Source organism: Carboxydothermus hydrogenoformans Z-2901, assembly GCF_000012865.1.
Lineage (GTDB): Bacteria > Bacillota > Z-2901 > Carboxydothermales > Carboxydothermaceae > Carboxydothermus > Carboxydothermus hydrogenoformans.
Genome location: NC_007503.1, coordinates 2,135,405 through 2,160,189 on the forward strand (window position 1 = coordinate 2,135,405; position 24,785 = coordinate 2,160,189).

Genomic DNA, 24,785 nt, shown 5'->3' on the forward strand with positions numbered 1-24,785 from the left:
TTAGCCCCCTTAGAATAAGCCGGTAATTTTACCGTCAGCATCGATATCAATGACCTCTGCTGCCGGTCGTTTGGGAAGCCCAGGCATAGTCATGATATCGCCGGTAATGGCCACGATAAAGCCTGCCCCCACCGAAGCCCGCAGCTCCCGCACCGTAATGTTAAAGCCGGTCGGTCTTCCAAGTTTGTTCGGGTCATCGGATAACGAGTACTGGGTTTTGGCCATAATTACCGGCATATTGCCAAAGCCCATTTCTTCAAACTTGGCCAAGGTCTTTTCCGCATCTGCGGTAAAGACAACCCCATCGGCACCGTAAATTTCCCGGGCAATGGTTTCAATCTTCTGCTTAATCGGCATTTCTAAATCGTAGAGGTAACGGAAATTGGCTGGTTTTTCTTCAATCACTTTAAGCACCTTTTGAGCTAATTCGATTCCACCTTCACCGCCCTTGGCCCAAACTTCCGATAAAGCAAACTCAGCACCGGTAGCTTCAATGAGCTCCCGGAGCTTGTTGAGCTCGGCATCGGTGTCGGTGGGGAAGCGGTTAATGGCAACTACCGCCGGTAAACCAAACTTACCGATATTTTCAATGTGCTTTTCTAAATTAGCAAAACCTTTTTCTAATGCTTCAAGATTTTCTTTATTGAGTTCGGCCCGCGGTACACCACCGTTGTATTTTAAGGCCCGAACCGTTGCAACGATAACTACTGCCGAAGGTTTAAATCCGGCAAACCGGCAAACAACGTTGAAGAACTTTTCAGCGCCAAGGTCAGCACCGAAACCTGCTTCGGTTACCAGGTAATCGGCAAGTTTTAAAGCAATCTTATCGGCCAAAATAGAGTTAGTACCATGAGCGATATTAGCAAACGGACCACCATGCACAAAAGCCGGGGTGTGTTCTAAGGTTTGCACTAAATTAGGTTTAATTGCATCTTTCATTAAAACAGTCATTGCGCCAGCGGCTTTCAAATCTCTGGCATAAACCGGCTTTTGGTCGTATGTATATCCAATTAAAATCCGGTTAAATCTTTCTTTTAAGTCCATGAGGTCGGAAGCTAAGCAAAGGATAGCCATAATTTCGGAAGCAACGGTAATATCAAAGCCCGTTTCCCGGGGTACCCCTTGAGCCGGACCGCCAAGACCGATTACTACCTTGCGAAGAGCCCGGTCGTTTAAGTCTACCACCCGGCGCCAAACAACTCTCCTGGGGTCAATCCCCAATTCGTTTCCTTGATGGATGTGGTTATCAATCATCGCTGCTAAAAGGTTATGCGCTGTAGTAATTGCGTGCAGGTCCCCGGTAAAATGGAGGTTAATATCTTCCATCGGCACGACCTGAGCATAACCACCACCGGCGGCACCACCCTTTACCCCAAAGCTTGGGCCTAAGGATGGTTCCCGTAAAGCAATAACAGTTTTCTTTCCTAAGCGGGACAAAGCATCCCCCAGGCCAACGGTTGTTGTAGTTTTTCCTTCCCCGGCGGGTGTCGGGTTAATTGCCGTTACCAAAATTAATTTGCCGTCCGGACGGTCCTTGATCCTGTCCCAAACGTGAGCTGCAATTTTTGCTTTGTACTTACCATACAGTTCAATGTCATCTTCGGTGAGCCCTAACTTTTCCGCTATTTTTACTATGGGCTCTAATTTTGCCTCCTGGGCAATTTCGATATCACTTTTCATATCCTTTCCCTTCCTTTCCCTTAAATTTCTTTTATATTTAACCTTTACTAAACTATTTTGAGCATCAATATAATAGATTATTCTCTTCTTCGAGCCAAATTCCTGCTTATATTTTGAAATTTTTAAATTTTCCTAAAAGGATTGTAGGAACTTTCATTAACTTTATTTTTCCTTCAATATCCCTTTTATTTTTCTCTGGAACTTACCTTTTCTAAAAATTTCTCAATGTTCACCCGTACCCTTTCATGCCGTCCTTCCCCTATTTTCCCCTGCTCATCAAAAGCTTCCACCAAAAACGTAAGCTTTCGCCCTTCAACGGAAATCAATTTGGCTTTAGCTTCAACCAAAGCACCGACGGGCGATGCTTTTATGTGAGAAACCTCAATTTTTGTCCCCACGGTAGTTTCTCCCGGAGATAACGCAACAGCAACAGCATTTACCGCCGCTTTTTCCATCAAAGCTACCATCATTGGAGTGGCAAAAACTTCTAAACTTCCACTCCCCACTGCCTTGGCCGTTTTTTCCAGGGAAACGGTAGTTTTAGCCGTCCCTTCCAGGCCTTCGGTAAGGCTTTCCGCCATCCTATCACCCCACTTTTCCACGTGTTTATTATTTTATTCTTTCCTTCCTTTAAATTTCCTCTTCCTATTTTTAATCCTTAAAAAAAATATTGTTAAGATTAAGTAAATTAAGCTGTATACTGCATTGGTATACAAACCTCTTTATATGCGCTTTTTGTCACAATAAACAAAAAAATATTTTCTCATATTTTCGCCATTTTCTTAATTTTCACAAGATAAAAACTTCTAAATTTGTCGAAAAAATTAAATTTTTGTAGCAGGACTTGTGTAAATTGTCACGAATGTATATAATAGAAATTGAAAAGTTAAGAAAAACTTTTCATTCTCCCCCTGCATATTTTTACTCCATCCCCCCAAAAATTAATAATGAAATTTTCCGGATGAAGGTTGTGGGAGAGACCCGTAATCGGGCGCCGAAGGAGCAAGGGCAACCGAAACTCTCAGGCAAAAGGACCGCAACCGGACGGAACTCTGGAGAGTCCGCAAACTGCGGCACCGAAGGAGAAACCCGTAGCCTTGGGCACGGGAATCTCTCAGGTTGTAAGGACAGAGGCCGGAAAGTTATTCGGCCTCTGTTTTTCTTTTAGGAGGAATTTTTCATGCTGGTGATTACAAATAATCCGAAAGTCAAAGACTATATTCAAAGATTTACTTTAGAACCCCGCTTTACGATTATCTGGGTGGATGGATATACCGAAGATGTGTTAGCAAAAGTGCGTGATCTCTGCCATTTAGGTTATAAACTTTTAACCCATCCCTTGACCGGCAGCATTAAGCCAAACCAAACACCTTATAAAACCGTAGTTTTAGAAAAGCTCGAGCAAGAATCCGATTACGATTCCATCCTAACGGCTGAAATTAGCTATTTAAAAACCAAAGAGCTATTAGAAAAACGGTCTCGTCCCAAGGAAATCGAGCTCTTTCTGGAAGATTTTGCTGTAATAGACCTGGATTTTTTTAAAAGTTTCCTTTACAGCATGGGTCTTATTACATAAGTTTATAACTTTAATTTATAACTTTTCCCTTTAAAAGGAGGAATATCGTATGGAAAGATACGATGTAATCATCATCGGCGCCGGTCCTGCTGGACTTTCCGCAGCTCTTTACAGCGCCCGGAGTAAGCTTTCCACCCTTTATATTGAAAAGCTTTCCACCGGCGGACAGGCTGCCACTACCGATGAAATTGAAAATTATCCGGGATTTGCCCATGGGATTTCCGGCCCGGAACTTACCGCCCAAATGGAGGAACAAGCAAAGCGTTTTGGTGCCAAAAAACTTTTGGCCGAAGTAAAGGGGATTGAGCTTGCGGGGGCTGACCGGATCGTCAAAACCACCAAAGGTAACTTTGTTGCGAAAGTGGTAATTATCGCTTCCGGTGCTGCACCTAAACTTCTTGGCTGTCCGGGAGAGCAAGAATTCAGATCCCGGGGGGTTTCCTACTGTGCTACCTGTGACGCCGCTTTTTACGAAGGCGCCAACGTCATGGTCGTAGGGGGTGGCGATTCAGCGGTTGAGGAAGCCTGTTACCTTACCAAGTTTGCTGATAAGGTAACCCTTGTCCATCGCCGCGATACCTTGAGAGCCACCAAAGTTCTCCAGGAAAGGGCTTTTGCCAACGAAAAGCTGGAAATCCTTTGGAACACCGTGGTGGAAGAAATTATCGGCACCGACGTTGTGGAAAAAGTGCGCTTAAAAAACGTGGTCACCGGTGAAGTTTTTGAAAGGGAAATTGACGGAATCTTTATCTATGTTGGCCTTAAGCCCAATACCGAGTTTGTCAAAGGCTTAGTAAACCTGGACGAACAGGGGTACATTATTACCGATGAAAACATGCGCACCAACATTCCCGGAATCTACGCCGCCGGCGATGTCCGGCAAAAACTGTTACGGCAGGTAGTAACTGCCGCTGCTGACGGTGCTATTGCTGCTTACCATGCGGAAAAATATCTTGAAGAATGTACCGAGTAAAGGAGGTGATAAACATGGCGGGAAACATAATTGAGCTAAACAAAGACAATTTTGAAGAAGAAGTTTTAAAAAGCGAGCTTCCGGTTCTGGTGGACTTCTGGGGTCCCCGGTGCGTACCCTGCATGGGTTTAATGCCGGTAGTAGAAGAATTGGCCGAAATCTATGCGGGTAAAATGAAGTTTACCAAATTAAACACTGCCGAAAACCGGAGGCTTGCCATTCAGCTTAAAGTTATGAGCCTTCCTACTTTCCAGTTTTATAAAAACGGCGAACTTGTAGACCAGCTACAAGGTAATTTTGGCCGCGAAGAAATTGAAGAAAAAATTCGGGCCATTATCGGCTAAGGAGGGATAAAATGCGGCTTACCCTTGGGAAAATTAACATTAAAGGGCTGGAATTTGGCCCCAGTACCCGGGTCGAAAACGGAGTTCTTTACGTTAATAAAGACGAATTAACAGCCTTATTGAAAGAGGATAACCGGATTAGCTCCGTTGAGGTTTTCTTAGCCCGCCCGGGCGAATCGGTACGAATTGTACCGGTAAAAGACGTCATTGAACCCCGGGTGAAGGTGGAAGGCCCAGGAAATATTTTCCCCGGTTTTCTCGGTAAAGTAGAAATGGTGGGCAGCGGCCGGACCCACGTTTTAAAAGGTGCTGCTGTGGTCACTACCGGAAAGATTGTAGGATTCCAGGAAGGAATTATTGACATGACCGGTCCTGGAGCCGAGTATACTCCTTTTTCCAAAACCTATAACGTTGTAGTTAAAATCGAACCGGTAGATGGATTAAGTCAACATGAACACGAAAGTGTGGTCCGGTTAGCCGGACTTAAAGCAGCGGCCTACCTTGGGGAAGCTGGTAAAAACATTACCCCCGATGAAGAGGTAACTTATGAAGTTGCTCCGCTCTTAGAAGCCGCTTCAAAGTACCCCGGACTTCCAAAAGTAGCTTATGTTTACATGCTCCAAACTCAGGGTTTACTGCACGATACTTACGTTTACGGGGTAGATGCCAAGCGTATTTTACCCACCCTCATCTCCCCTACCGAAGTATTTGACGGCGCTATAGTTAGCGGTAACTGTGTTTCGGCCTGTGACAAAAACACTACTTACGTGCACATGAATAACCCTGTAATTGAAGAATTATTTGCCCGTCACGGCACGGATATAAACTTTGTTGGCGTTATTATCACCAACGAAAACGTTACCTTAGCCGATAAAGAACGTTCCTCCAGCTACACCGCTAAACTTGCTGAAATGCTTGGAATTGACGCTGCAATCGTTTCCGAAGAAGGCTTCGGTAACCCTGATGCCGACCTGGTTATGAACTGCCGGAAGTTAGAGCAAAAAGGTATCAAAACCGTCCTTATCACCGACGAATACGCCGGTAGAGACGGCAGCTCGCAATCGCTGGCCGACACCACTCCAGAAGCCAATGCCGTGGTTACCGCCGGTAACGCCAACGAAACCATTGTGCTGCCCAAGTTAGATACTGTCATTGGCCATGTGGGAGTTGTCGATGTTATTGCCGGAGGTTTTGCCGGGTCACTACGGCCCGATGGCAGCATCGAAGTGGAAATTCAAGCAATAACCGGCGCTACCTCGGAAGTTGGCTTCAATAAACTATCCGCAAAAGGATATTAACGACAGCCCACTAAACACCGTGATTGCTGTCCCTACTATAAAAACGAAAGGAGGAGTTTAGTATGGCAATTTTGGCCGGTAAAAAAGTTATTGCTGTAGGTGACCGTGACGGTGTCCCCGGTCCCGCTATAGCAGAGTGTGCCAAGAGTGCCGGAGCGGAAGTAGTATTTGCCACTACCGAGTGTTTTGTCTGAACTGCTGCCGGCACCATGGACCTGCAAAACCAGGCCCGTATTAAGGAACTTGCTGAAGAACTCGGCGGTGAAAATATCGTTGTCCTTTTAGGTGCAGCCGAACCGGACACCGCATCACTGGCAGCAGAAACCGTAACTCTGGGCGATCCTACTTTCGCAGGTCCATTAGCTGGAGTCTCGTTGGGACTCAAGGTTTATCACATTTTGGAACCCGAAATTAAGGCTGAAATTGACCCGGCCGTTTATGAAGAGCAGGCAGCCATGATGGAAATGGTTTTAGATGTTGATGCCTTAGCCGCCGAAGTATCCAAAATGAGAAAAGAGGGAAGCAAATATTAGTCCTTGCTTGGCAAAGGAGGTAATTTTGTGGCTAAATTCCGTGTAGTCCATTATTTAAACCAGTTTTTCGGTCAAATAGGCGGCGAAGAAAAAGCAGATACTGCTCCCCTGAAAAAAGACGGTCCCGTAGGCCCTGGTACCGCTTTAAATGGTGCTTTTAAAGGAGAAGCGGAAGTTGTCGGTACCGTTATCTGCGGTGATAGCTATTTTGCCGAAAACATGGAAGAAGCCCTTAAGCAAATTCTATCAATGATCAAGGAATATAATCCTGACCTGGTGGTCGCCGGTCCCGCTTTTAACGCCGGCCGTTACGGTACCGCCTGCGGGGCGGTTGCCGAAGCGGTAGTAAAAAATCTTGGCATCCCTGCGGTAACCGGCATGTACCCGGAAAACCCAGGTGTAGAAATGTATAAAAAATCCGTTTACATCATAGCTACCGCCGATTCGGCCATCGGTATGCGCAATGCCATCCCCAAAATGGCCGCTCTGGGTCTTAAGCTCTTAAAGAAAGAAGAAATCGGTACTCCCGAACAGGAAGGCTACATTGCCCGGGGAATTCGGAAAAATTACTTTGCGGAAGAAAGAGGAGCCAAGCGGGCAGTAGACATGCTTATCGCCAAAATCAAGGGAGAAAATTTTACTACCGAACTTCCTATGCCTGCTTTTGACCGGGTTCCCCCTAATCCCGCCATAAAAGACCTTAGCAAAGCCACCATAGCTCTGGTAACTTCCGGCGGTATTGTTCCCAAGGGCAATCCCGACCGGATTGAATCGTCGTCAGCTTCAAAGTTCGGTAAATACTCTATCGCTGGCGTAAAAGACTTAACCAGCGATACCTTTGAGACCGCCCATGGCGGCTATGATCCGGTTTACGCCAATCAAGACGCCGACAGAGTTTTACCGGTTGACGTTTTAAGGGAAATGGAAGCGGAAGGTAAAATTGGCAAACTGCACGATTACTACTATGCTACCGTTGGTAACGGTACTTCTGTGGCCAATGCTGCTAAATTCGGTCAGGCCATTGCTGCCGATTTAAAAGCTTCCGGAGTAGATGCGGTCATTCTTACCTCCACCTGAGGTACCTGCACTCGCTGCGGTGCAGCGATGGTCAAGGAGATTGAACGGGCCGGTATTCCCGTAGTTCACATGTGCACCATCGTTCCCATCAGTAAAACCGTTGGTGCTAACCGAATTGTACCAACCGTTGCTATTCCTCACCCCCTCGGCAATCCTGCCCTTCCGGCGGATGAGGAAAAAGCTTTAAGAAGAAAACTCGTGGAAAAAGCATTAAAGGCTCTTACCACCGAAGTGGAAGGGCAAACGGTATTTGACTAAAAAATCCCGGGAGCAGGTCATAAGCCTGCTCCCCAAAATTTAGAAAGCAAGCCCATTATCCGGGCTTAAGATACAAAAACAATTTTGACAAACGGAGGTTATAATTATGCCGGTCTTAAAAGGTGTTGGCCAGTGCCTCATTCATGCCCCTGACCTTTTGTACCACAACGGAACCACCCAGACGGTTGAAAGGCTAAAAAACCCTGACTCTGAATACCTGAAAAAACTTCCCGAACATTTGCGGAAGTATGACGATGCTGTAGCTTACGCCCCAAACCAAGCATACATCGGTAATATCGGTCTTGAAGAGTTAAAAACCATTCCCCGCCCCTGGTACACAAACTCCATTAATGGAGCTTCCCGTTTTGGCAAGTACGGTGAAATAATGCCCGAAGACGAATTTTACGGACTCTTAAAAATAGCCGACGCCTTTGACCTCGTTATCCTGGAAGAAAGTTTTCAGGAAGAGGTCAAGGAAAAACTTGCCAAACATAAGCTAATAAACGAACAACTGCTTGCCCGCCTTACAAACGCCAAACCCCCGGGGGAAATTGAAAAGTTGGTAACCTCCCACACAGCGGAAGGTTTATACCTCGGGGAAAAATTAGTAGGTTGCGTGCGGCAGGCCCATGAAATTGACGAAAACTTATCGGCCCATATTATGTTAGAAAACCTTGTGGTAAAAGCATCGGGCATTTTAGCAGTCCTCCATCTTTTAGCCAATACCGGAATTAATCCTGAGGAAGTAGATTACATTATCGAATGTTCCGAAGAAGCCTGCGGTGACATGAACCAAAGAGGTGGCGGTAACTTTGCTAAAGCTATTGGTGAAATTGCCGGTTTGGTAAACGCCAACGGCTCCGACGTGCGCGGCTTTTGTGCCGGTCCTGCCCATGCCCTTTTACATGCTGCATCCCTGGTAAAATCCGGTACCTTTAAAAACGTTGTAGTTGTAGGTGGCGGTGCCGTTGCCAAACTCGGAATGAACGGCAAAGACCACGTCAATAAAGGAATGCCGGTTTTAGAAGACATGCTGGGAGCTTTTGCGATACTGGTCTCGGAAAACGATGGCCTTAACCCAATCATCCGCCTGGATGTTATTGGCAAACACAATATTGGTAGCGGCGCTTCTCCGCAACAGGTAATGAAAGCCCTGGTGGCCGAACCTCTTGCCAAACTTGGCCGGAAAATCACCGAAATTGATTACTATTCGGTAGAAATGCAAAACCCGGAACTTACCGAACCGGCCGGCGCCGGCAACGTACCGGAAGCTAATTACAAGATGATCGGTGCTTTGGCGGTTATGGCAGGAGAAATCGGCCGGGCCGATATCCACAAGTTCGTGGAAAAACACGGATTACCCGGCTTTGCTCCCACTCAAGGTCACATTCCTTCCGGAGTTCCGGCCCTTGGGTTCTTTAGGGATGCTCTCTTGGAAGGCAAAATTTCTTCGGCCATGGTTATTGGCAAGGGGAGTCTGTTCCTGGCCCGGATGACCAACCTGTTTGACGGTTTATCGCTTTTAATTGAGAAGAACCCCGGTAAGGTGGAGGAAACTACCGGCCTTACAAAAGAAGCCGTTCGGGAAATGGTTGCCGAGTACTTAAGGGAAATGGCCAAAGGCCTTCTTTCCTAAGGGGGTACAAATAAATGGAGCAGGTAAAAAGATTAATTGCGGAAGTGTTAAATGAAGCAGCGGATGTTATTGCCACCGGACGGGCTCTTAAAAACATCCGGGTAGGTATCACCCTTCTGGGCAGTGAACACGGTGTGCTTGAAGTGTTAAAAGGTGCCGAGATGGCCGCCCAAAACCTTCCTAACGTTGAAGTCGTAGTAATTGGTCCGGAAGATGTCGAAACCAGGCTCACTAAAGTCGTTGTCACCGATGAAAAAGAAGGCCACCGGGTAATGGAAAAGATGTTAGACTCCGGTGAATTAAATGCGGCCGTTACCATGCATTACAACTTCCCTATCGGCACCTCTACTGTAGGTTTGGTAGTAACCCCCGCTCAGGGCCGGAAAATGTTTATTGCCACTACCACCGGTACCTCTTCCCCCGACCGGGTGGAAGGAATGGTTAAAAACGCTATTTACGGCATTGCCGCTGCCAAAGCTTACGGAATTAAAAATCCTAAAGTTGGTATCTTAAATGTTGACGGCGCCCGGCAGGTAGAAAGAATTTTAAAAGAACTCCAAAGTCGCGGCTACCCAATTGATTTTAGCGAATCAAAGCGTTCCGACGGCGGTGTAGTAATGCGGGGTAACGACTTACTTGCCGGTACTCCCGACGTCATGATTTGCGATAGCTTAACCGGCAACCTCTTAATTAAAATCTTCTCCGCCTACACCACCGGTGGAAGTTACGAGGCTTTAGGCTACGGCTACGGTCCGGGAATTGGAGAAGGCTTTAACAAAATAATTAATATCATTTCCCGGGCCTCGGGCGCCCCGGTAATTGCCGGTGCTATTGAATACGCCGCCGCCATGGCCCAGGGTAGACTTGTAGAAGTTGCACAGGCAGAAATCGCAGCTGCTAAAAACGCAGGGCTTCTTGAATTGGTAAAACCTTTAGAGAAAAAAGAAACAGTCGAAGAAGTAAAAATGCCCCCGAAAAAACCGGTAGACAAAGAAATTGCCGGAATTGATGTTTTAGAATTGGAAAATGCCCAGAAGCTTTTATGGAAACACGGTATTTATGCCGAAACCGGCATGGGTTGCACCGGTCCCATTATTCTTGTAGCTCCGGACGACTTAAGTCAGGCCCTTAAAGTCTTAAAGGAAAATAAAGTATTGTAGGGTCCGGTTTAGAGGTTTGAGGTTGGCAGTAAAACCCCTGCAGGCATAAGATGCAGTCTTAAGCCCGCCCTACATTAAACAAAAAGCCGCAGAGGTTTTGGCCTCTGCGGCTTTCTTCTTACTCCTCCATTTTAATAAAATTTTCCCAGGACTGAAAATAATTTTTTAAAATCTCATCGGCCATTTCATTACCATAATACTCGGATAACATGTGCACCGTCGATTCTCGGTTGATGAGGCCCTGCTTAAAGCTATCCATCAGGTTATGCACCCGGTCGTCATAATCCATAAAACCGCCTCCCGTTTTTTTTATTTTTTCCGGAAAGGGAGGGTTTTTATTACTTTTTCCGGGAAAACAGCCGCATTAAAAAGCCTTCTTTTAATTCCACCGCATTGGCCGGGCAGAGTTCCTGGCAGCAATAACAGCGAATACACTTATTATAATCCACTATCGCCCGTCGATTCTCAATCTTAACGGCTTTAGGCGGACAATGACGGGCACAGCGACCACAACCGACACACCGTTCGTTCATTACCGGCCGGGCGGTAAACTGGTTTTGAAAGAAGCGAACTAAAAAAGCCGGAATCCTTCCGTCCAAAGACTCGATGTTGTTAGGCGGCGCAAAATTAAACGTTAAACCTTTCCCGCTGCCGGTAACTTCTATTTCCTTTAACGGCACCACTACCCCCCAGTTTAAAGCTACTCTGGCTACCGGCATTTTTTCCGCCTCAAATCCCATCATTTGCGTCATCACCATATCCACCGCAAAGCCGCTATCTCCACCGATAATAACCCCTGCTTTTTTAGGATTCCCGTTTCGGGGTCCATTTCCTTCCATCCCCACTACCCCATCGATAATGAAAAACACCGGTTTTATTAAAAGAGCCAAGTCGCAGAGCATGGCCGCAAAATCATCCCTTTTTTGCATTCGTAAATGATATTGTGCCTTGGTAGTCGCAACATTAAACCCAAATAAATTTTTTATGCCCCCGGTTATCCCCATAAACGAGTGGGTTTTCATTTTAGCTACCGATATAACCTTATCCACTTCGGAAAGTTCCCTGGCCAGAGAAAACCTTTTTACGGTACGCCCTTCAGGATGCGGATAATCTTTAGCCTCGGCAAAAGGTAATAACTCTGCCCCTTCTTCCTGGCACACCCGGGCAATGCCACACCGGGCGGCTACCCGTTCGGTATTACCGGTCCCCGGCGAATCCCCCACCAGCGGAATAGCCCCGGCTTTTTTTACCATACGAACTACCGCCCGCACCACTTCCGGATGGGTCGTCACCGCCCTTTCCGGCGGAAGCCCTTCCAGCATATTGGGCTTAATCAAGACCCGCTCCCCGGGCTTAATAAACGTCTCGATTCCACCAAACTCTGAAAACACTTCTGCTACTGCCGCTTCTACCTCCGCATAGTTATAACTACTACATTTTGCCGCACAAACTTTCATCCCTTTTCCTCCCAAGTATAATTTTGGGGACAGTCCCTAATTTAATACTTCAAGCCTTTGGCCCCTTCTTTTATTCTTCTTTAATTATACAGTTATCTTTTTCCCGCTTTAAAGTTAAATCCTGCAACAAAGCCAAAAAAAGACCGGGGATTAACCCGGTCTTATTTGTTTTAAACAGGTTGAACGTAATCGCAAATGTCCTGGCTTATCAGCTTAGCTACAAGCTCATTATTTCTTAAAAGATTTATAAAAAGTTGCTTTTGCTTCTCGTGGGCAGTGCTTTTCGTCAAAACAAAGGATAAAGGCCTTCTAATCGGTGCTTCCAGTATACTTAGTTTCTTAAACATTTTCAAATCACAATCCCGCCGCACTGTAAGCTCGGAAATTATGGTTACACCTAAGCCTGCTGCTACAACTTCCTTGATAGCCTGCGTACTGCTAAATTCCATGGTAACGTTTAAGTCATTAAGATCAAGCCCCAGTTCCTTTAAGGCTATTTCCAGCACCTTTCTCGTTCCCGAACCTTCTTCCCGTAAAATTATCCGTTCTTTCAACAATTCCGCTACCGGCAGTCTTTCTTTACTGCCCCAGATATGATGATAAGGCACTACAACTACTAACTCGTCTTCCCAAAACTTTTCTACTTTAAGCTCCTCATCGTCAATTGTTCCCTCAATGAGTCCAATATCAATAGTTTTTTCCACCAATTCATGATAAATGGTATCGGTATTGGCAATCTTCACCCGCATTTCAATCTCAGGATACAGTTTATAAAAATACGCTAAAAGCTTGGGTAGGACATATTCCCCAATAGTCAGCGTAGCTCCGATGTAAAGTTTTCCTTTACTTTCTCCCCCGGCATCTCGAGCCAACTCGTATGCTTCGTGGATTTTATCAATAATATCCTGAACTTTCTGGTAAAAAATCTCTCCAGCTTTTGTAAGACGTACTCCTTTATTCGACCGCTCAAACAGCTTTACTCCTACTTCATTTTCCAGGGATTGAATTTGCAGGCTAATTGCCGGCTGACTCATGTGCAATCTTTTCGCCGCCGTGGAAATATTTTTGGTTTCAGCTACCACTTTAAAAATTACAAGCTGCGAGTGAAGCATTAAAACCCCCACCTTTTACCCGGAAGTTTTTAGCTGCGTTAACAAAATTCTCGGACCATTTGGGGTATGTTAACACGTGAAAATGGGTGTAAGCAGCAAACACATTTTTATAGCAAAAGCCATCCTGACCTTTAGTGATCCCCTGACCTTTATGAAGCTTAAGACCAAAGGTTAATTCCTCAGTTAAATTTAGCCTGGAATAATGAAACTCATGTCCTTTTAGGCAATATCCTACCGGAAAATACGGATTTTCCCTGACAATTTCCCCTTCGGTATAACCATGCCCCTGGGGCTTAGGGGTCATCTGGCATTCCGCCGGAATTACGCCGGCCATATAATATTCGCTCCCGTTATACTTAATTTTATCGCATAAATACATAAGACCGCCGCACTCGGCATAAATCGGCATCCCCAATTGCGCATATTTTTTTACCTGAGTTAATAATTTCCGGTTCCGGGCAAGTTCTTCTAAATAAAGTTCCGGAAACCCGCCTCCAATATATAACCCACCTAACTCTTCGGGTAACTCATCATAAAAAGGATTTATAAAAACTATTTCAGCCCCTGCTTTCTCCAGCATCTCTAAATTTTCAGGATAATAAAAGCAAAACGCTTCATTTTTAAAAACCCCAATTTTTACTTCGCCTCTTCCCAATGGCTTTGGCCCTACTGTTACAATGTTTTTACTGGCTAAACTAATAATCGGCTCTAAATCAATATGCTCCTCTACCATCCGGGAAAGATAATCTAACAGGTCATTAGAGGTCTTAACTTCTCCAGAAGTGATAAGCCCAAGGTGCCGTTCCACTATTGCCCCTTTTTCCCCAATTTTGGGCATATAACCTAAAATTCTAACCGGACAGTAACCGGCAAATACCTCTTCTAAAAGCTTAATCTGACGGCGGCTTCCCACTTTATTAAAAATTACGCCAAAAACTTTTAAATCCCGGTCAAACTCCATTAAACCTTTTACCACCGCAGCCAAGGTTCTGGTGGTTCTGGTAGCATCTACCACCAGTAATACCGGTAAATTTAATAACTTTGCCAGCTCGGCGGTGCTATTTGTTCCCAGGGCATCAACACCATCAAAAATCCCCATATTTCCTTCCACAACCGAAAGCATAGCAGTTTTTGCATAATACCTGTAATGGTTAACCACTTCCTCCCGGCTGTGTAAAAAAAGGTCCAGATTTCGGCTCTGCTCTCCTGCAGCCAAAGTATGCCAGCCCGGGTCAATATAGTCCGGACCTTTTTTAAACGGCTGAACCTTAATTCCTCTCCGCGAAAGGGCCCGTAAAATTCCCAGGGTCAAAGTGGTTTTTCCGCTTCTTCCACTTGCCGCTGCTACAACTATACCATTTGGATTCATTTTTTCTCCCATCCTTTAAAAAGGGTAAATGAGGGCCGCATATTAGCAGCCCTCACTTTTAGAGTTTGCTCCAGTAATCGCCTAAAATGTGCACCGAGAAAGTATAACCCAGTAAAACGTTAACAATAACACCTATAACAAATGCCGCCAGCGGTTTCCATCCAAAAGACGATAGTTCTCTAAACCTCGTAGTAAAGCCAATACTCAAGAAGCAAAATACAAAGGCCCAGGTACGTAATGTTTTTATGGGTTTTATTACCAAGGGTGTTAATACTTCTTTCGATACTTGAGGTGTTAAACTCGCATCAACAATACTAATTAAGATAGTAGCTATAAAGAATCCAATAACAAATTTAGGGAATCGTACCCATACTTCCTTAGCCGAAACGGATGCACCCTCAGCGCGCTTTTCCCATTTGGTTGCTGCCACCACAGCTAAAATTAAACACCAGATCCCAATCCAAATGTCACGGCCAATTACCTTCATTAATGTGAACGCTTTAATGGCAGCCTCATCACCTATTGCAGAAGCCGCTGCAAGACCAGCAGCATCAGCAAATTCGGAAGAACCAATCCATGCCCCGGCCTGCCCCGGTGGGAGTCCTAAAGCCTTACAAACAAACGGAAGAAGGAAGATCATAATCACTGCAAAAATAGTTACCAGAGCAATAGAAATGGAAACATGTTCTTTTTTGGCATTAACAGCACCACCTACAGCAATTGAAGCAGAAACTCCACAAATCGAACCACCGGCACCTAATGTTGCGCCAAAGGGTTTTTCTAAGCCAAAGAGACGGGTAGCAGCAAAGAAAATGGTCAAAAAAGTAGTCACCGATATAACAGTGGCCTGTAAAAGAGCGATGGGACCAGCTTTAACAATTAAGGTAAAGGGTAAAGTTGCACCAAGTAATACAATACCTGTTTTAATGTAAAACTCGGTTCTAAAGCTAGTATCAAGCCATTTTGGAAGTTTAAATACATTACTGACTATTAAACCCAATAAAAGTGCCAACAGCGGAGGTTCAAGATTATATTGCTCAGCAACTTTAGACGAACCAAGCACCAAAACTATAACCGTAAGCAAGTATATAATTGTGAAACCTTTAATAAACTCGCCAACATTAAATCCCATAAACTTAACACTGATGCTAAATAGTACAAGGAACATTAAATAAAGATACACGTAAATCATACCGTTTTCGGCAAAGTGTTTAGTTACTTCCGAAAACGATTCCCATTTAGGTGGCGCTACAGCAATTGGCTTAATTGAAAGCCCCATTTTGTACAAAATTAGCGCCACCAAAACAATACCAATTCCAAGGTATACCGCCCACCAGTCTTCCTTTTTGAGGAATTCAGAGCCTTGCTTGTTGCTCATCATTGACCTCCCCCTTTTCGTCATAAATTTTTCTTATAGCCTTATTGTCTGAATCCCTTGACTCTCGCGCCTTCAAACCCCTCCTTTCTTGTTGTTTGTGGTTACTTTCACATTTTAAGATTTTTTATAAAGCATTAGGGAAACCCTAATGCTTTATAACGCCCCTTTTACCAAACTCAAAACCAAAGAAGTAACGGCTGAAGAAAAAGTAGATAAAATGGGTAATTTTACTAAAGGGCAGGTAGAAAAACATTAACCCTGTTACGAAATAAAACCAGTTTTGCCCCTGGAAATTTAAAACATAGCCGAAGGCTCCAGCAATGAATAACGTTACCAGTAAAACTGAAAGATAATCATCGGGGGTATTTAACTTCTGCATTTCCGATTTCGTTAACCGCTCAAAAATCCCAACAATGCCAGCCAAGAGGCCCGCTCCGGTCAGCACTACCAATATATCCCTGACAAGACCGGCAAACTCTACTTCAAATACAGATAGGATAAGGGTGACAAAGGAAGCAAAGATTCCAAGATGAAAGATTACCCCCCGCAAATAAGATATAGCATGTTTGCGGGTACTTTCTTTGGCCCAGGGAGCCATTCCTAAGGTATATGCGTATAAAACTCCATAGGAACTATCCCCCCGGGGACGGGCTAAATCCCGGGGGGGATTGGCCTTTAAAAGCCCGGCCATTTTAACAATAATGCCCGCTACCGTTACAAAAAACGCCACCAGCAAAAAAGTTTTCATTTACACGCACCCCGTAGGTTTAGGCAGACCAGCAATTTTGCAAGCCCCTTTAGCAGGACCGGATGGGAACAGTTCGTAAATCTCTTTCAGGCTAAACCCGGTATCTTTGCAAAGCTTTCTGATCATCGGAGCGATTTGGTACTGAAGATAATAGTTGCGGATGTAGTTAACCACTTTCCAGTGAGCTTCGGTAAGCTCCGTAACCCCCTCGGTCTTCGCTAAAGCCTTAGCTATCTCCTCATTCCAAATTGAAGGGTCTTCAATGAAACCATCCTCATCCACATTTAAAACCAACCCATCAATTTCAATTTGCGGCATATTTACCTACCTCCTTAAAAAATTTTTTTATAAGATAATAGCTTTTCCAACCAAATCCATAAGCCCGGACATTTCCACAGGCAGATTATAGTACTCAAAAACCAATGGCAATTGAGCTTTGCAGATGGAACAGGGAGCCACTACATAGTCCGCTCCGGTCTTTTTTACCTGCTCGGCCTTGACTTTCCCAAGCTTCATCCGGGTTTCCAAAATTTCTTCCATCAATAGCCCCGACCCAGCACCGCAGCAGAAATTTTCCTCCCGGTTAGGAGTCATTTCTACAAAATTTTTAACTACATGGCGCAGAATAAAGCGCGGTTCTTCAATAATATCCCCTGCTCGGGCTAAATTACAGGGGTCATGGTAAGTGTAAACTATATCGCCATTTCTCTCCGGATCAACTTTTATTATTCCTTTAGCAATTAAGTACGCCGCTTCTTCGTGAATATGGCGAATTTCCACATCAACGGGACCGTTTAGCCCATCGGTATACATCCGGGCTGCCCGCCAGCCATGACCACATTCACCCTGAACAATCTTTTTAGCTTTCAATTTTTTGGCGCAATCTAAAAGCCGGCGATTGTGTTCTTTCATCACTTTTTCATCAAAGAAAAGGCCAAAGTTGGCAGCTTCAATTATTTCACTGGGAATGGTCCACTTAATACCGGCTGCATGATACATCTTGGCCACACCAATCATCGTGTTGGTATTGACGAAAAAGTCCGCTGAGGAAGGCACATACATGACATCCGCTTCTTCATCTACGGGTATGCGGATTTTTATACCCGTCTCTTCGTACATTTCTTCTTCAAGGAATTCACAACTATCTAACAGGGCCGGTTTGGTAATCCCCATGTTGTTGCCGGTATTGGCCATATTTTTGACAATACCGACAGTAAATCGTGGCACCATTCCGAGCTCTGCTAATATTTGCCTGACCATGATGGTAACTTCGGCCGTATCGATTCCAAAGGGGCAAACTAAAGCGCAACGCCGGCACTGGTTGCACTGGTAAAAATATGTAAACCATTTTTCCAAAAGTTCGGCACTTATTCCAATGCCTCCGGCCACTTTTCCTAAAACCCCTGATAGTGGCATTACTTCCTGCTTATAAACACTTCGGACTAAATCGGCTCGTTTGGTCGGTATATTATAAGGATCCTCCGTTCCCAGATACGAGTGGCAGGCATTTATACACGCACCGCATTTGGTGCAACATTCCATAGCGAGTTTAAACATTCGACTTTCGGCGGCTTTTTCGCGAATTAAGGCTACCGCTTTGCGCACTTTTTCCTCATCGTCCAAAATGCGATATGGCAGCGGGGCGAGGTCTTTTGCTTTCTGCGGGGCATTCATTATATGCTTCCCCCTTTCTAAAGCCTTAAAAGCTTTGCCTTGCCATCACCGGTTAACGTAATTGCTTTATTTATTAACCCGCCCGCTAAGTGTAAAAGCTTAGAAAACGGAAGGTACATCAATAAGATTTGTCCAAAGAAATAATGAAGGACAAAAGCATCAGGAAGCTCATAATTAATTGGCCTTAAACTAAATAAATCCGCAAAATATTTCTTCACGGTAGAAAGTTCTACCGGTGCCAAAGTCCGCATCGCATTTCCGGTGGTGACAATTACCAAAATTAAAAGTAAATCAATGTAATCCCAGGGGTCGGAAACCTGTTTAATCTGGCCGGAGAGCCGCCTAAGAAGAAGGGCTAATGCACCCAAAAAGGCCAGAGTACCTGCCAGCATCCCAAAAGCAAAGGACAGCTTTTCGCTCTGTTCCGGAGTTGCACCAAACAGCGTAAACTGGTGCCCGGCAAAGGCTATTCCGGCTATATGCCCGATAACTATCAAGAATATCCCCAGGTGAAATCCGTAAGACATCACCCAAAGCGGGCGCTCAAACCGATACAGGGTTTTAAAGAATAGGATTTCTTTCAGAATTTCACCACCGGGCGTATCGGGTACCGGAAAAAGGTTTAATTGATACTTCACTTTTGAGGCATACCAACCTCTTATCCGGTAGATAAGCCCAAACACCAGTATTAAAAATGTTAGATAAGGAAGTACGCCAACAACAAAATGTTTCAAGGGTTCTTCCCCCTATTATAGTTCTTGAATGGTAACGGCCCCGGTTGGGCAGGAAGTAGTGCAGGTTTCACAACCCATACACTCCGAGGGATCCGAAACTAATTCCACCTTATCGCCTTTTAATTCGAACAATCTTGCCGGACAAGCTTCGGCACAGGTCCCGCAACCGGTGCATTTATCCAGATCTAAATTAACCATGTACATCGCTTTCACTCCCTTTGTAGTTATTTGTTTTCTGCCCCGGGCAATACCAGAGCATTAGCAACGATTTCCGATAAAGCAGTGATATTCACGGGCATTTTATAATGCTTTTTAAGGTCTTGAAGCTGTACCAAACAGTTGTGGCATGGTGCCACTACTTCTTTAGCTTCGGTAGCCAGTATTTGGTCTGCCTTTGGTTTACCCGCCGCTATCCTGGATTTGGCATAATCGGTCATGGCCAGCATCCCACCGCCACCACCGCAGCAAAGGTTTTCAACACCTGAAGGGCTCATTTCTCTAAAATCACTTACAGCCCTCGCCAGGATTTCTCTTGGCTCTTTATAAATGCCACCGTTTCTGGCTAAATTACACGGGTCATGGTAGGTCACCGGCTTGTTATTGCGCGAAGGATCAAGTTTTATGCGGCCGGACGTGACGTATTCATGGATTAATTCCACCACATGCCTTACTTCAAAGGGGAATTTTTCGCCCAGCCAGTTTTCAGCTTCCCAGCGCATAGCCCTAAAGCCATGCCCACATTCGGTCATCGCCAGCACTTTCACCCCGAGCTCTACAGTGGCATCCCTTAACCTTTGGGCATGAAGTCTTGCCAAGTCGTCTTCCCCGGAAAATAATGCTAAATTGGTTGCATCAAACATTTTGCTGGAAACGGTCCAATCCTCGCCGGCAGCATAGAAGATTTTTGCCAGAGCAATAAAGGAAAGAGGATAAACCTTAACTTCCAGGGGTATCGTCATGTATAACACCCGGGCACCTTTTTTATCCACCGGGATTTTTGCTTTGGAGTCCCCAACTTCGTCCTGAAGTTGTTCTTCCAGCCACTCTATCGTTTCTAAAAACTCCTCCCGGGTAACCCCCATGTTATTCCCCGATTCAATGGTTAAATCCACTCCAGCCTTTAAACTGGCCGGAACCATATTAATTGCTGCCAGCATGGCCCGGGCCGTTCTGACAATTAACCCGGTATCTATACCCATGGGACAGTTAATGGTACACCGCCGGCACATGGTACAGCTACCAAAGGCAATATCCTTTAACTCCCGGGCGTACTCCTCATCAAAATCCCGAGCTCCTACAAGGCCGGGAAACAATTTTCCCGTCGGCGTAAAATACCTCCGGTAGATTTTTCTAAGTTTTTCCGCTTTATAAGCCGGCGTATGAACGGGATCCTGGGTAGCCCTATAGTAGTGGCAACTATCCTTGCAGATGCCACAGTGAGCACACACTTCCAGGCTGGCAATTAATTTTTTATTTAATCTGCTTTTAAGAAACTCCACCGCTTTTTGGGTACTCATCGCTTTACCCCTTTAATCTCGAGCATTTTTTTCTTTTTTCAATTTAACCGTAACACTTACTGCTTTCTGTGTAAAATTCGCGTTTTTTATTTCACTATTTGCAATTTAAATTGCTGCTTCTAATATCTTTTCTAAAATGCCATCAACTCCAGGCCGTTTAGCCTCAAGAATCTCAAAGTCACCATATTTTTTAATCTCCGCCGTTGTGCTTAGCCCCATCGAAACCATTTTTATTTCCGCTAACCTCTCTCGCTTTTCGTCCGTTAAGCTTTCAAAAAAATTATTTACTGCTGCCGGGCTTACAAAGGTAATAAAATCAATTTTCCGACCATCAATTAACTCAAAAAGATGGTCTGCCTCAACCTTTGCCCTGACAGCCTTGTACACCGGTAGGTACTTTACCGGTAAACGCTCCTCACGGAGTTTTAATTCTAAAATTGTAGCCTTTTCGCTTTTGGGAAAGAGAATTTTTTCCCCATCTTGAAGGCGCCCGGCAATGAATTTTACCACTTCACGGGGCAAAAACCGGTCAGTTTTATGGGCTACATTTATCCCTGAATTTTCCAAAGCTTTCTTAGTTTTTTCTCCGATAGCAATTATTTCGGGCAAAGCATCTATTGATAGCTCCAAACACTTTAAACGGTTCAAAAAAAACTCCACACCGTTTGGACTTGTAAATAAGATATACTTGTATTCATTAAGCCTCTGGAGTTCCCGGTCTACTTCCCGGTAGCTCTCGGGTTTTAAATATTCCACCTGGGGCAAATGCCAAACTTCAGCTCCAAGTTCTTTTAACCGGCAAGCCAAAAGTTTACCGGAGTTACTGCTTTGAGTAACCAGTATGCGCTTGCCCATTAGCCTTTTCGTTTCAAACCAGTTAAGCTGCTCCCGGAGCTTAACCGTCTCCCCCACCACAATAATTACCGGATGCTTTAAGTCGGCCTTTCTTACCTTTTCCTCAATATCCTGAAGACACCCGGTTACCGTCCTTTGTTCCGCTCGGGTCCCAAGCCTGATTACGGCAACAGGGGTTTGGGGCGAGCGGCCATACTTCAGCAAATTGGCTACAATTTGCGGCAGATTTTTCCTCCCCATTAAAAAGACCAATGTATCCGCAGCTAAAGCTACTTTTTCCCAGTTAATTTGACTTTCTTTTTTGGTCGGGTCCTCGTTACCGGTTATTACGCAAAAGGAAGCCGCTACTTCCCGGTGGGTTACCGGAATCCCTGCATACGCCGGAACGGCAATAGCCGAAGTTATTCCCGGAACCACCTCAAAAGGAATCCCGTGCCGGGTAAGCTCCAATGCTTCTTCGCCACCACGCCCGAAAACGAAGGGATCTCCCCCTTTTAACCTCACCACCGTTTTCCCCGCTAACGCTTTTTCCACCAAAAGCTTGTTAATCTCTTCCTGCAAATACTCGTGACGTTCAGGAGCTTTTCCGGCATAGATAAGTTCGGCATCTTTTCGGGCATAGGTTAAGAGTACCGGGTTTACCAAGCGGTCGTAAACTATCACATCCGCTTTTTTGATTAGATTTAAACCTTTAACGGTAATCAAATCCGGATCTCCCGGGCCGGCACCCACGAGGTACACAAAACCAGGCATAGACTTCATCCTTTGCTTAATTTCTTAGGGCCGCCCAGGGCGGGCGGCCCAGGGCAGGGGAGAAAAGGGGAGTAATGTTATGTTTTTAGCTTGATATAAGAAGTCCCAAGATAAAGAAACTCAATTTTATCTTCCTTGGCCAATTCGGTAACTGCTTTATCTACTTCTCCTTTGGAAACACCTAAAGCTTGAGCCACTTCTTTGTTTTTGGCCTTATCGACCGTTTTTAAGTAATCAATGATTTTTTGTTTTAACTCTTCCACCCTACCGACCCCCTTACCAGTTAAACTGAGTAGTGGTTCTAAAGGTGGTCGGCGCAAAGATAAAGTCATCAATATGTTTTTCCGTAAATGGAAGACCCGTCAGTTTAAAGAACCGCTCCCAGCCAATCCGCTCAATCCATTCGCCATATCTTTCACCCGGCAGAGCATTTTCAGCATATACTTCTAAAAGGTGCTTTACTGCCTCCACCGTCTCCGTCCACCGGGGCGGATTGTTGGGAAGATACGGTATTGCCAGCCGGGAAAACTTAGGAGCGGTCCGGGCGTTGGAAACCTTACCGCCCACAAAAATGGCTACCCCGTCGTTTTCCGGATCGGCAATTGGCATGGCCGGACAAACGGTATAGCAGTTGCCGCAGTACATACACTTATCCGGATTCACTTCCACCGATTTTAGCTTGGGATTTGGCTTAATGGCACCGGTCGGACAGCTCTGAATAACCGAGGGAATCTCACAAACCTTATGCAGCTTTTCGTGATCGATTCTCGGCGGTTTGCGGTGAATACCAACGATAGCAATATCCGAACAGTGCACGGCCCCGCACATATTAAGACAGCAGGCCACAGCAATCCGGACCATGTTGGGAAGCTTGTTTTCCACAAAGTAATCGTAAAGCCCATCCATTAAACTTTTTACCAGGCCGGAAGCGTCGGTAGCCGCAGAATGACAGTGCACCCAGCCCTGAGTATGCACAATGTTGGAAACCGAGTGTCCGGTACCTCCTACCGGCAAGCCTCTTCGGGCAAGCTCCTCCAAAAGCGGCTCCACCATTTCCTTATCATCCAGTAAAAACTCAATATTATGGCGACTGGTAAAGCGCAAATGCCCTTTGCTGTATTTATCGGCAATTTCGCAAATTTCCCGGATAAAATCAATGCTGGCAAGTCTTGGCGACCCTACCCGAACCGTATACAGCTCGGCCCCGGTTTCCGAAACATGCTTTAAAACCCCGGGACGAATTTGTTCGTGGTACAGCCACTTGCCATAATTTTCTTTAATAATATCAGGAATAAGCGTACTGTAGTGGGGAGGTCCAAAATCAGTCCTCGCCATTTTACTTCACCTCCTCTGGGTACCAGAAGTAGTAGGGGTTAGCACGAGGAGCTGTAACCATTTGCGGCACCGGTTTAATTCCGGTATCCCGTAAGAACTTCGGCATACCCAGACGGTAAATGGTTTCGCCAATCCGCTCCCGGGTCTTGCCGTTTTCATCCCACCAATCGGTAATGGTCCGGATAAAATCCTTAAGTTCGGTATAAGGCGGTTTCATTTCCATAAACGGTATGATAACCCAGGACATAAATGCCGACTTAACAATCGGAGCCTTGGCACCTATGAGTAATGTGGCACCGCCTTCTTTGCCAACCCTTAATGCCCGGGGCATTTCGTTAATACAATGCATGCAGCGGGTGCAGGACTCATTATCGATAACAATTTCCCGGGTTTCAGCATTGTATTTCACCGCTTTTTTCGGGCATTTATCCACGACCATTCCCTGAATGTCAAAACCGGCCTCGGCATATGCTTTTACTTCCTCCTGATTTACCCGGATTTCATCCCTCCAGGTACCAATTACCGAGAGATCAGCCCGGGCAATAGAAGCTACGCAATCGTTGGGGCAGCCGGCAATCTTGATCTTAAACTTATAGGGCCACATCGGCCGGTGAAGCTCATTTTGAAACTCCATGGTAATCTCATGGCAAACATCAAGGGTATCGAAGCAAGCAAACTCGCAACGGGCCGGACCAACGCAACAGCTCGGCGTTCTTAGGTCCGAACCGGAACCTCCCAGGTCAAAGCCGGCTTCTGCCAGTTCATCAAAGCAAGCCTGCAGTTTATCGGTGTCGGTACCCAGGAGAATTGCATCACCGGTCGAACCATGGAAGTTAGTTAAACCGCTGCCATATTTTTCCCAGATATCGCAAAGTTTCCGCAATGCTTCGGTAGTGTAAAACCAACCGGCTGGCTGGTTTACCCGAATAGTGTGAAATTCCGCTGCATCGGGAAACTGCTCCGGAACATCGGAGTAACGGCCAATAACTCCGCCACCGTAACCTTTTACCCCCACAATTCCGCCGTGTTTCCAGTGAACTTTCTTTTCCCGATAAGAAAGCTCAAGCTGTCCTAACAGCGCTTCGGCTTTTTTGTTTTTGGCCGCAGCTTTTTTAATTTCCTTGACAAAGCTGGGCCAACGCCCCTCCTCTAACTGGTCCAAAAGAGGAGTCTTTTTTTCCTCGTTGGCCATTAATTCGGCACCTCCTGCTTGTGATAATATTCTCATGTGTTCTCTACTAAAATCATAATTTTTCTAACATTTTCGGTCAATTAGGTTTATTATTTGATAAACTTATGGCGTTATTTTAATTTATTA

Annotated in this window: 25 protein-coding genes and 1 riboswitch; of the genes, 8 read left to right on the forward strand and 17 right to left on the reverse strand. The window is 45.4% G+C overall.

The features are described 5' to 3' along the window. Positions 1-9: 9 nt before the first annotated feature. Positions 10-1,680 carry a formate--tetrahydrofolate ligase gene (locus tag CHY_RS11060; RefSeq protein WP_011345255.1) on the reverse strand — a complete coding sequence of 557 codons (1,671 nt, stop codon included), beginning with the start codon at positions 1,678-1,680 and terminating at the stop codon, positions 10-12. Between the two features lie 185 nt (positions 1,681-1,865). Next, positions 1,866-2,261 carry a thioesterase family protein gene (locus tag CHY_RS11065; RefSeq protein WP_011345256.1) on the reverse strand — a complete coding sequence of 132 codons (396 nt, stop codon included), beginning with the start codon at positions 2,259-2,261 and terminating at the stop codon, positions 1,866-1,868. A gap of 380 nt (positions 2,262-2,641) precedes the next feature. Next, positions 2,642-2,727: riboswitch (glycine riboswitch) on the forward strand. A gap of 133 nt (positions 2,728-2,860) precedes the next feature. Between CHY_RS11065 and CHY_RS11075 the strand changes: the two genes are divergently transcribed. From CHY_RS11075 to grdD, 8 genes are all read left to right on the forward strand, one after another. After that, the gene (locus CHY_RS11075; RefSeq protein WP_011345258.1) at positions 2,861-3,256 is read left to right on the forward strand and encodes a GrdX family protein; all 396 of its coding nucleotides are present in this window, start codon (positions 2,861-2,863) and stop codon (positions 3,254-3,256) included. 49 nt (positions 3,257-3,305) lie between these two features. Continuing rightward, positions 3,306-4,229 carry a thioredoxin-disulfide reductase gene (trxB, locus tag CHY_RS11080; RefSeq protein ID WP_011345259.1) on the forward strand — a complete coding sequence of 308 codons (924 nt, stop codon included), beginning with the start codon at positions 3,306-3,308 and terminating at the stop codon, positions 4,227-4,229. Between the two features lie 14 nt (positions 4,230-4,243). Then, a complete protein-coding gene (locus CHY_RS11085; protein ID WP_011345260.1) occupies positions 4,244-4,573 on the forward strand; it encodes a thioredoxin family protein in 330 nt (109 codons plus the stop codon). An 11-nt stretch (positions 4,574-4,584) separates the two neighbouring features. Next, positions 4,585-5,871, forward strand: coding sequence for a glycine/sarcosine/betaine reductase component B subunit (locus CHY_RS11090; RefSeq protein WP_011345261.1), 1,287 nt, complete (start codon positions 4,585-4,587; stop codon positions 5,869-5,871). A 62-nt stretch (positions 5,872-5,933) separates the two neighbouring features. Beyond that, on the forward strand, positions 5,934-6,404 hold the full coding sequence (gene grdA / locus CHY_RS11100) for a glycine/sarcosine/betaine reductase complex selenoprotein A (RefSeq protein ID WP_011345262.1): 471 nt from the start codon (positions 5,934-5,936) through the stop codon (positions 6,402-6,404). A gap of 27 nt (positions 6,405-6,431) precedes the next feature. Continuing rightward, positions 6,432-7,739, forward strand: a complete 1,308-nt coding sequence (gene grdB / locus CHY_RS11105; RefSeq protein ID WP_011345263.1) for a glycine reductase complex selenoprotein B — start codon at positions 6,432-6,434, stop codon at positions 7,737-7,739. 106 nt (positions 7,740-7,845) lie between these two features. Continuing rightward, positions 7,846-9,375 (forward strand): glycine/sarcosine/betaine reductase complex component C subunit beta, encoded by a 1,530-nt coding sequence (gene grdC, locus CHY_RS11115; protein WP_011345264.1) that lies wholly within the window; start codon positions 7,846-7,848, stop codon positions 9,373-9,375. 14 nt (positions 9,376-9,389) lie between these two features. Beyond that, complete coding sequence (gene grdD, locus CHY_RS11120; protein ID WP_011345265.1) at positions 9,390-10,535, forward strand: glycine/sarcosine/betaine reductase complex component C subunit alpha; 1,146 nt, start codon at positions 9,390-9,392, stop codon at positions 10,533-10,535. Positions 10,536-10,653: 118 nt separating this feature from the next. On the opposite strand, the gene CHY_RS13235 is transcribed toward grdD, so the two are convergent. The 15 genes from CHY_RS13235 to dsrA all read right to left on the reverse strand — a co-directional run bounded on the left by CHY_RS13235 (position 10,654) and on the right by dsrA (position 24,659). After that, positions 10,654-10,824, reverse strand: coding sequence for a hypothetical protein (locus tag CHY_RS13235; protein WP_011345266.1), 171 nt, complete (start codon positions 10,822-10,824; stop codon positions 10,654-10,656). A 49-nt stretch (positions 10,825-10,873) separates the two neighbouring features. After that, on the reverse strand, positions 10,874-11,992 hold the full coding sequence (locus tag CHY_RS11125; RefSeq protein ID WP_011345267.1) for a DUF362 domain-containing protein: 1,119 nt from the start codon (positions 11,990-11,992) through the stop codon (positions 10,874-10,876). A gap of 170 nt (positions 11,993-12,162) precedes the next feature. Further along, positions 12,163-13,104 (reverse strand): selenium metabolism-associated LysR family transcriptional regulator, encoded by a 942-nt coding sequence (locus CHY_RS11130; RefSeq protein WP_011345268.1) that lies wholly within the window; start codon positions 13,102-13,104, stop codon positions 12,163-12,165. After that, a complete protein-coding gene (locus CHY_RS11135; RefSeq protein WP_011345269.1) occupies positions 13,076-14,473 on the reverse strand; it encodes a cobyrinate a,c-diamide synthase in 1,398 nt (465 codons plus the stop codon). The genes CHY_RS11130 and CHY_RS11135 overlap by 29 nt, the downstream gene beginning before the upstream one ends. Before the next feature lie 58 nt (positions 14,474-14,531). Beyond that, entirely contained in the window at positions 14,532-15,854 is a 1,323-nt protein-coding gene (locus CHY_RS11140; RefSeq protein ID WP_162485098.1) for a YeiH family protein, read from the reverse strand. Between the two features lie 142 nt (positions 15,855-15,996). Beyond that, positions 15,997-16,599, reverse strand: coding sequence for a hypothetical protein (locus CHY_RS11145; RefSeq protein WP_011345271.1), 603 nt, complete (start codon positions 16,597-16,599; stop codon positions 15,997-15,999). Beyond that, positions 16,600-16,917 (reverse strand): TusE/DsrC/DsvC family sulfur relay protein, encoded by a 318-nt coding sequence (locus CHY_RS11150; RefSeq protein ID WP_011345272.1) that lies wholly within the window; start codon positions 16,915-16,917, stop codon positions 16,600-16,602. Between the two features lie 27 nt (positions 16,918-16,944). Then, complete coding sequence (gene dsrK / locus CHY_RS11155; RefSeq protein ID WP_011345273.1) at positions 16,945-18,273, reverse strand: sulfate reduction electron transfer complex DsrMKJOP subunit DsrK; 1,329 nt, start codon at positions 18,271-18,273, stop codon at positions 16,945-16,947. Positions 18,274-18,290: 17 nt separating this feature from the next. Then, a complete protein-coding gene (locus CHY_RS11160; RefSeq protein WP_011345274.1) occupies positions 18,291-19,007 on the reverse strand; it encodes a respiratory nitrate reductase subunit gamma in 717 nt (238 codons plus the stop codon). Between the two features lie 15 nt (positions 19,008-19,022). Next, on the reverse strand, positions 19,023-19,211 hold the full coding sequence (locus CHY_RS11165) for a 4Fe-4S binding protein (RefSeq protein WP_011345275.1): 189 nt from the start codon (positions 19,209-19,211) through the stop codon (positions 19,023-19,025). Between the two features lie 20 nt (positions 19,212-19,231). Beyond that, on the reverse strand, positions 19,232-20,524 hold the full coding sequence (locus tag CHY_RS11170) for a (Fe-S)-binding protein (protein ID WP_011345276.1): 1,293 nt from the start codon (positions 20,522-20,524) through the stop codon (positions 19,232-19,234). A gap of 105 nt (positions 20,525-20,629) precedes the next feature. Next, positions 20,630-22,132, reverse strand: coding sequence for a uroporphyrinogen-III C-methyltransferase (gene cobA, locus CHY_RS11175; protein ID WP_011345277.1), 1,503 nt, complete (start codon positions 22,130-22,132; stop codon positions 20,630-20,632). Positions 22,133-22,209: 77 nt separating this feature from the next. Continuing rightward, entirely contained in the window at positions 22,210-22,395 is a 186-nt protein-coding gene (locus CHY_RS11180; protein ID WP_011345278.1) for a hypothetical protein, read from the reverse strand. A gap of 13 nt (positions 22,396-22,408) precedes the next feature. Beyond that, the gene (gene dsrB, locus CHY_RS11185) at positions 22,409-23,467 is read right to left on the reverse strand and encodes a dissimilatory-type sulfite reductase subunit beta (RefSeq protein ID WP_011345279.1); all 1,059 of its coding nucleotides are present in this window, start codon (positions 23,465-23,467) and stop codon (positions 22,409-22,411) included. A gap of 1 nt (position 23,468) precedes the next feature. Continuing rightward, complete coding sequence (gene dsrA / locus CHY_RS11190) at positions 23,469-24,659, reverse strand: dissimilatory-type sulfite reductase subunit alpha (RefSeq protein ID WP_011345280.1); 1,191 nt, start codon at positions 24,657-24,659, stop codon at positions 23,469-23,471. Positions 24,660-24,785 lie beyond the last annotated feature (126 nt).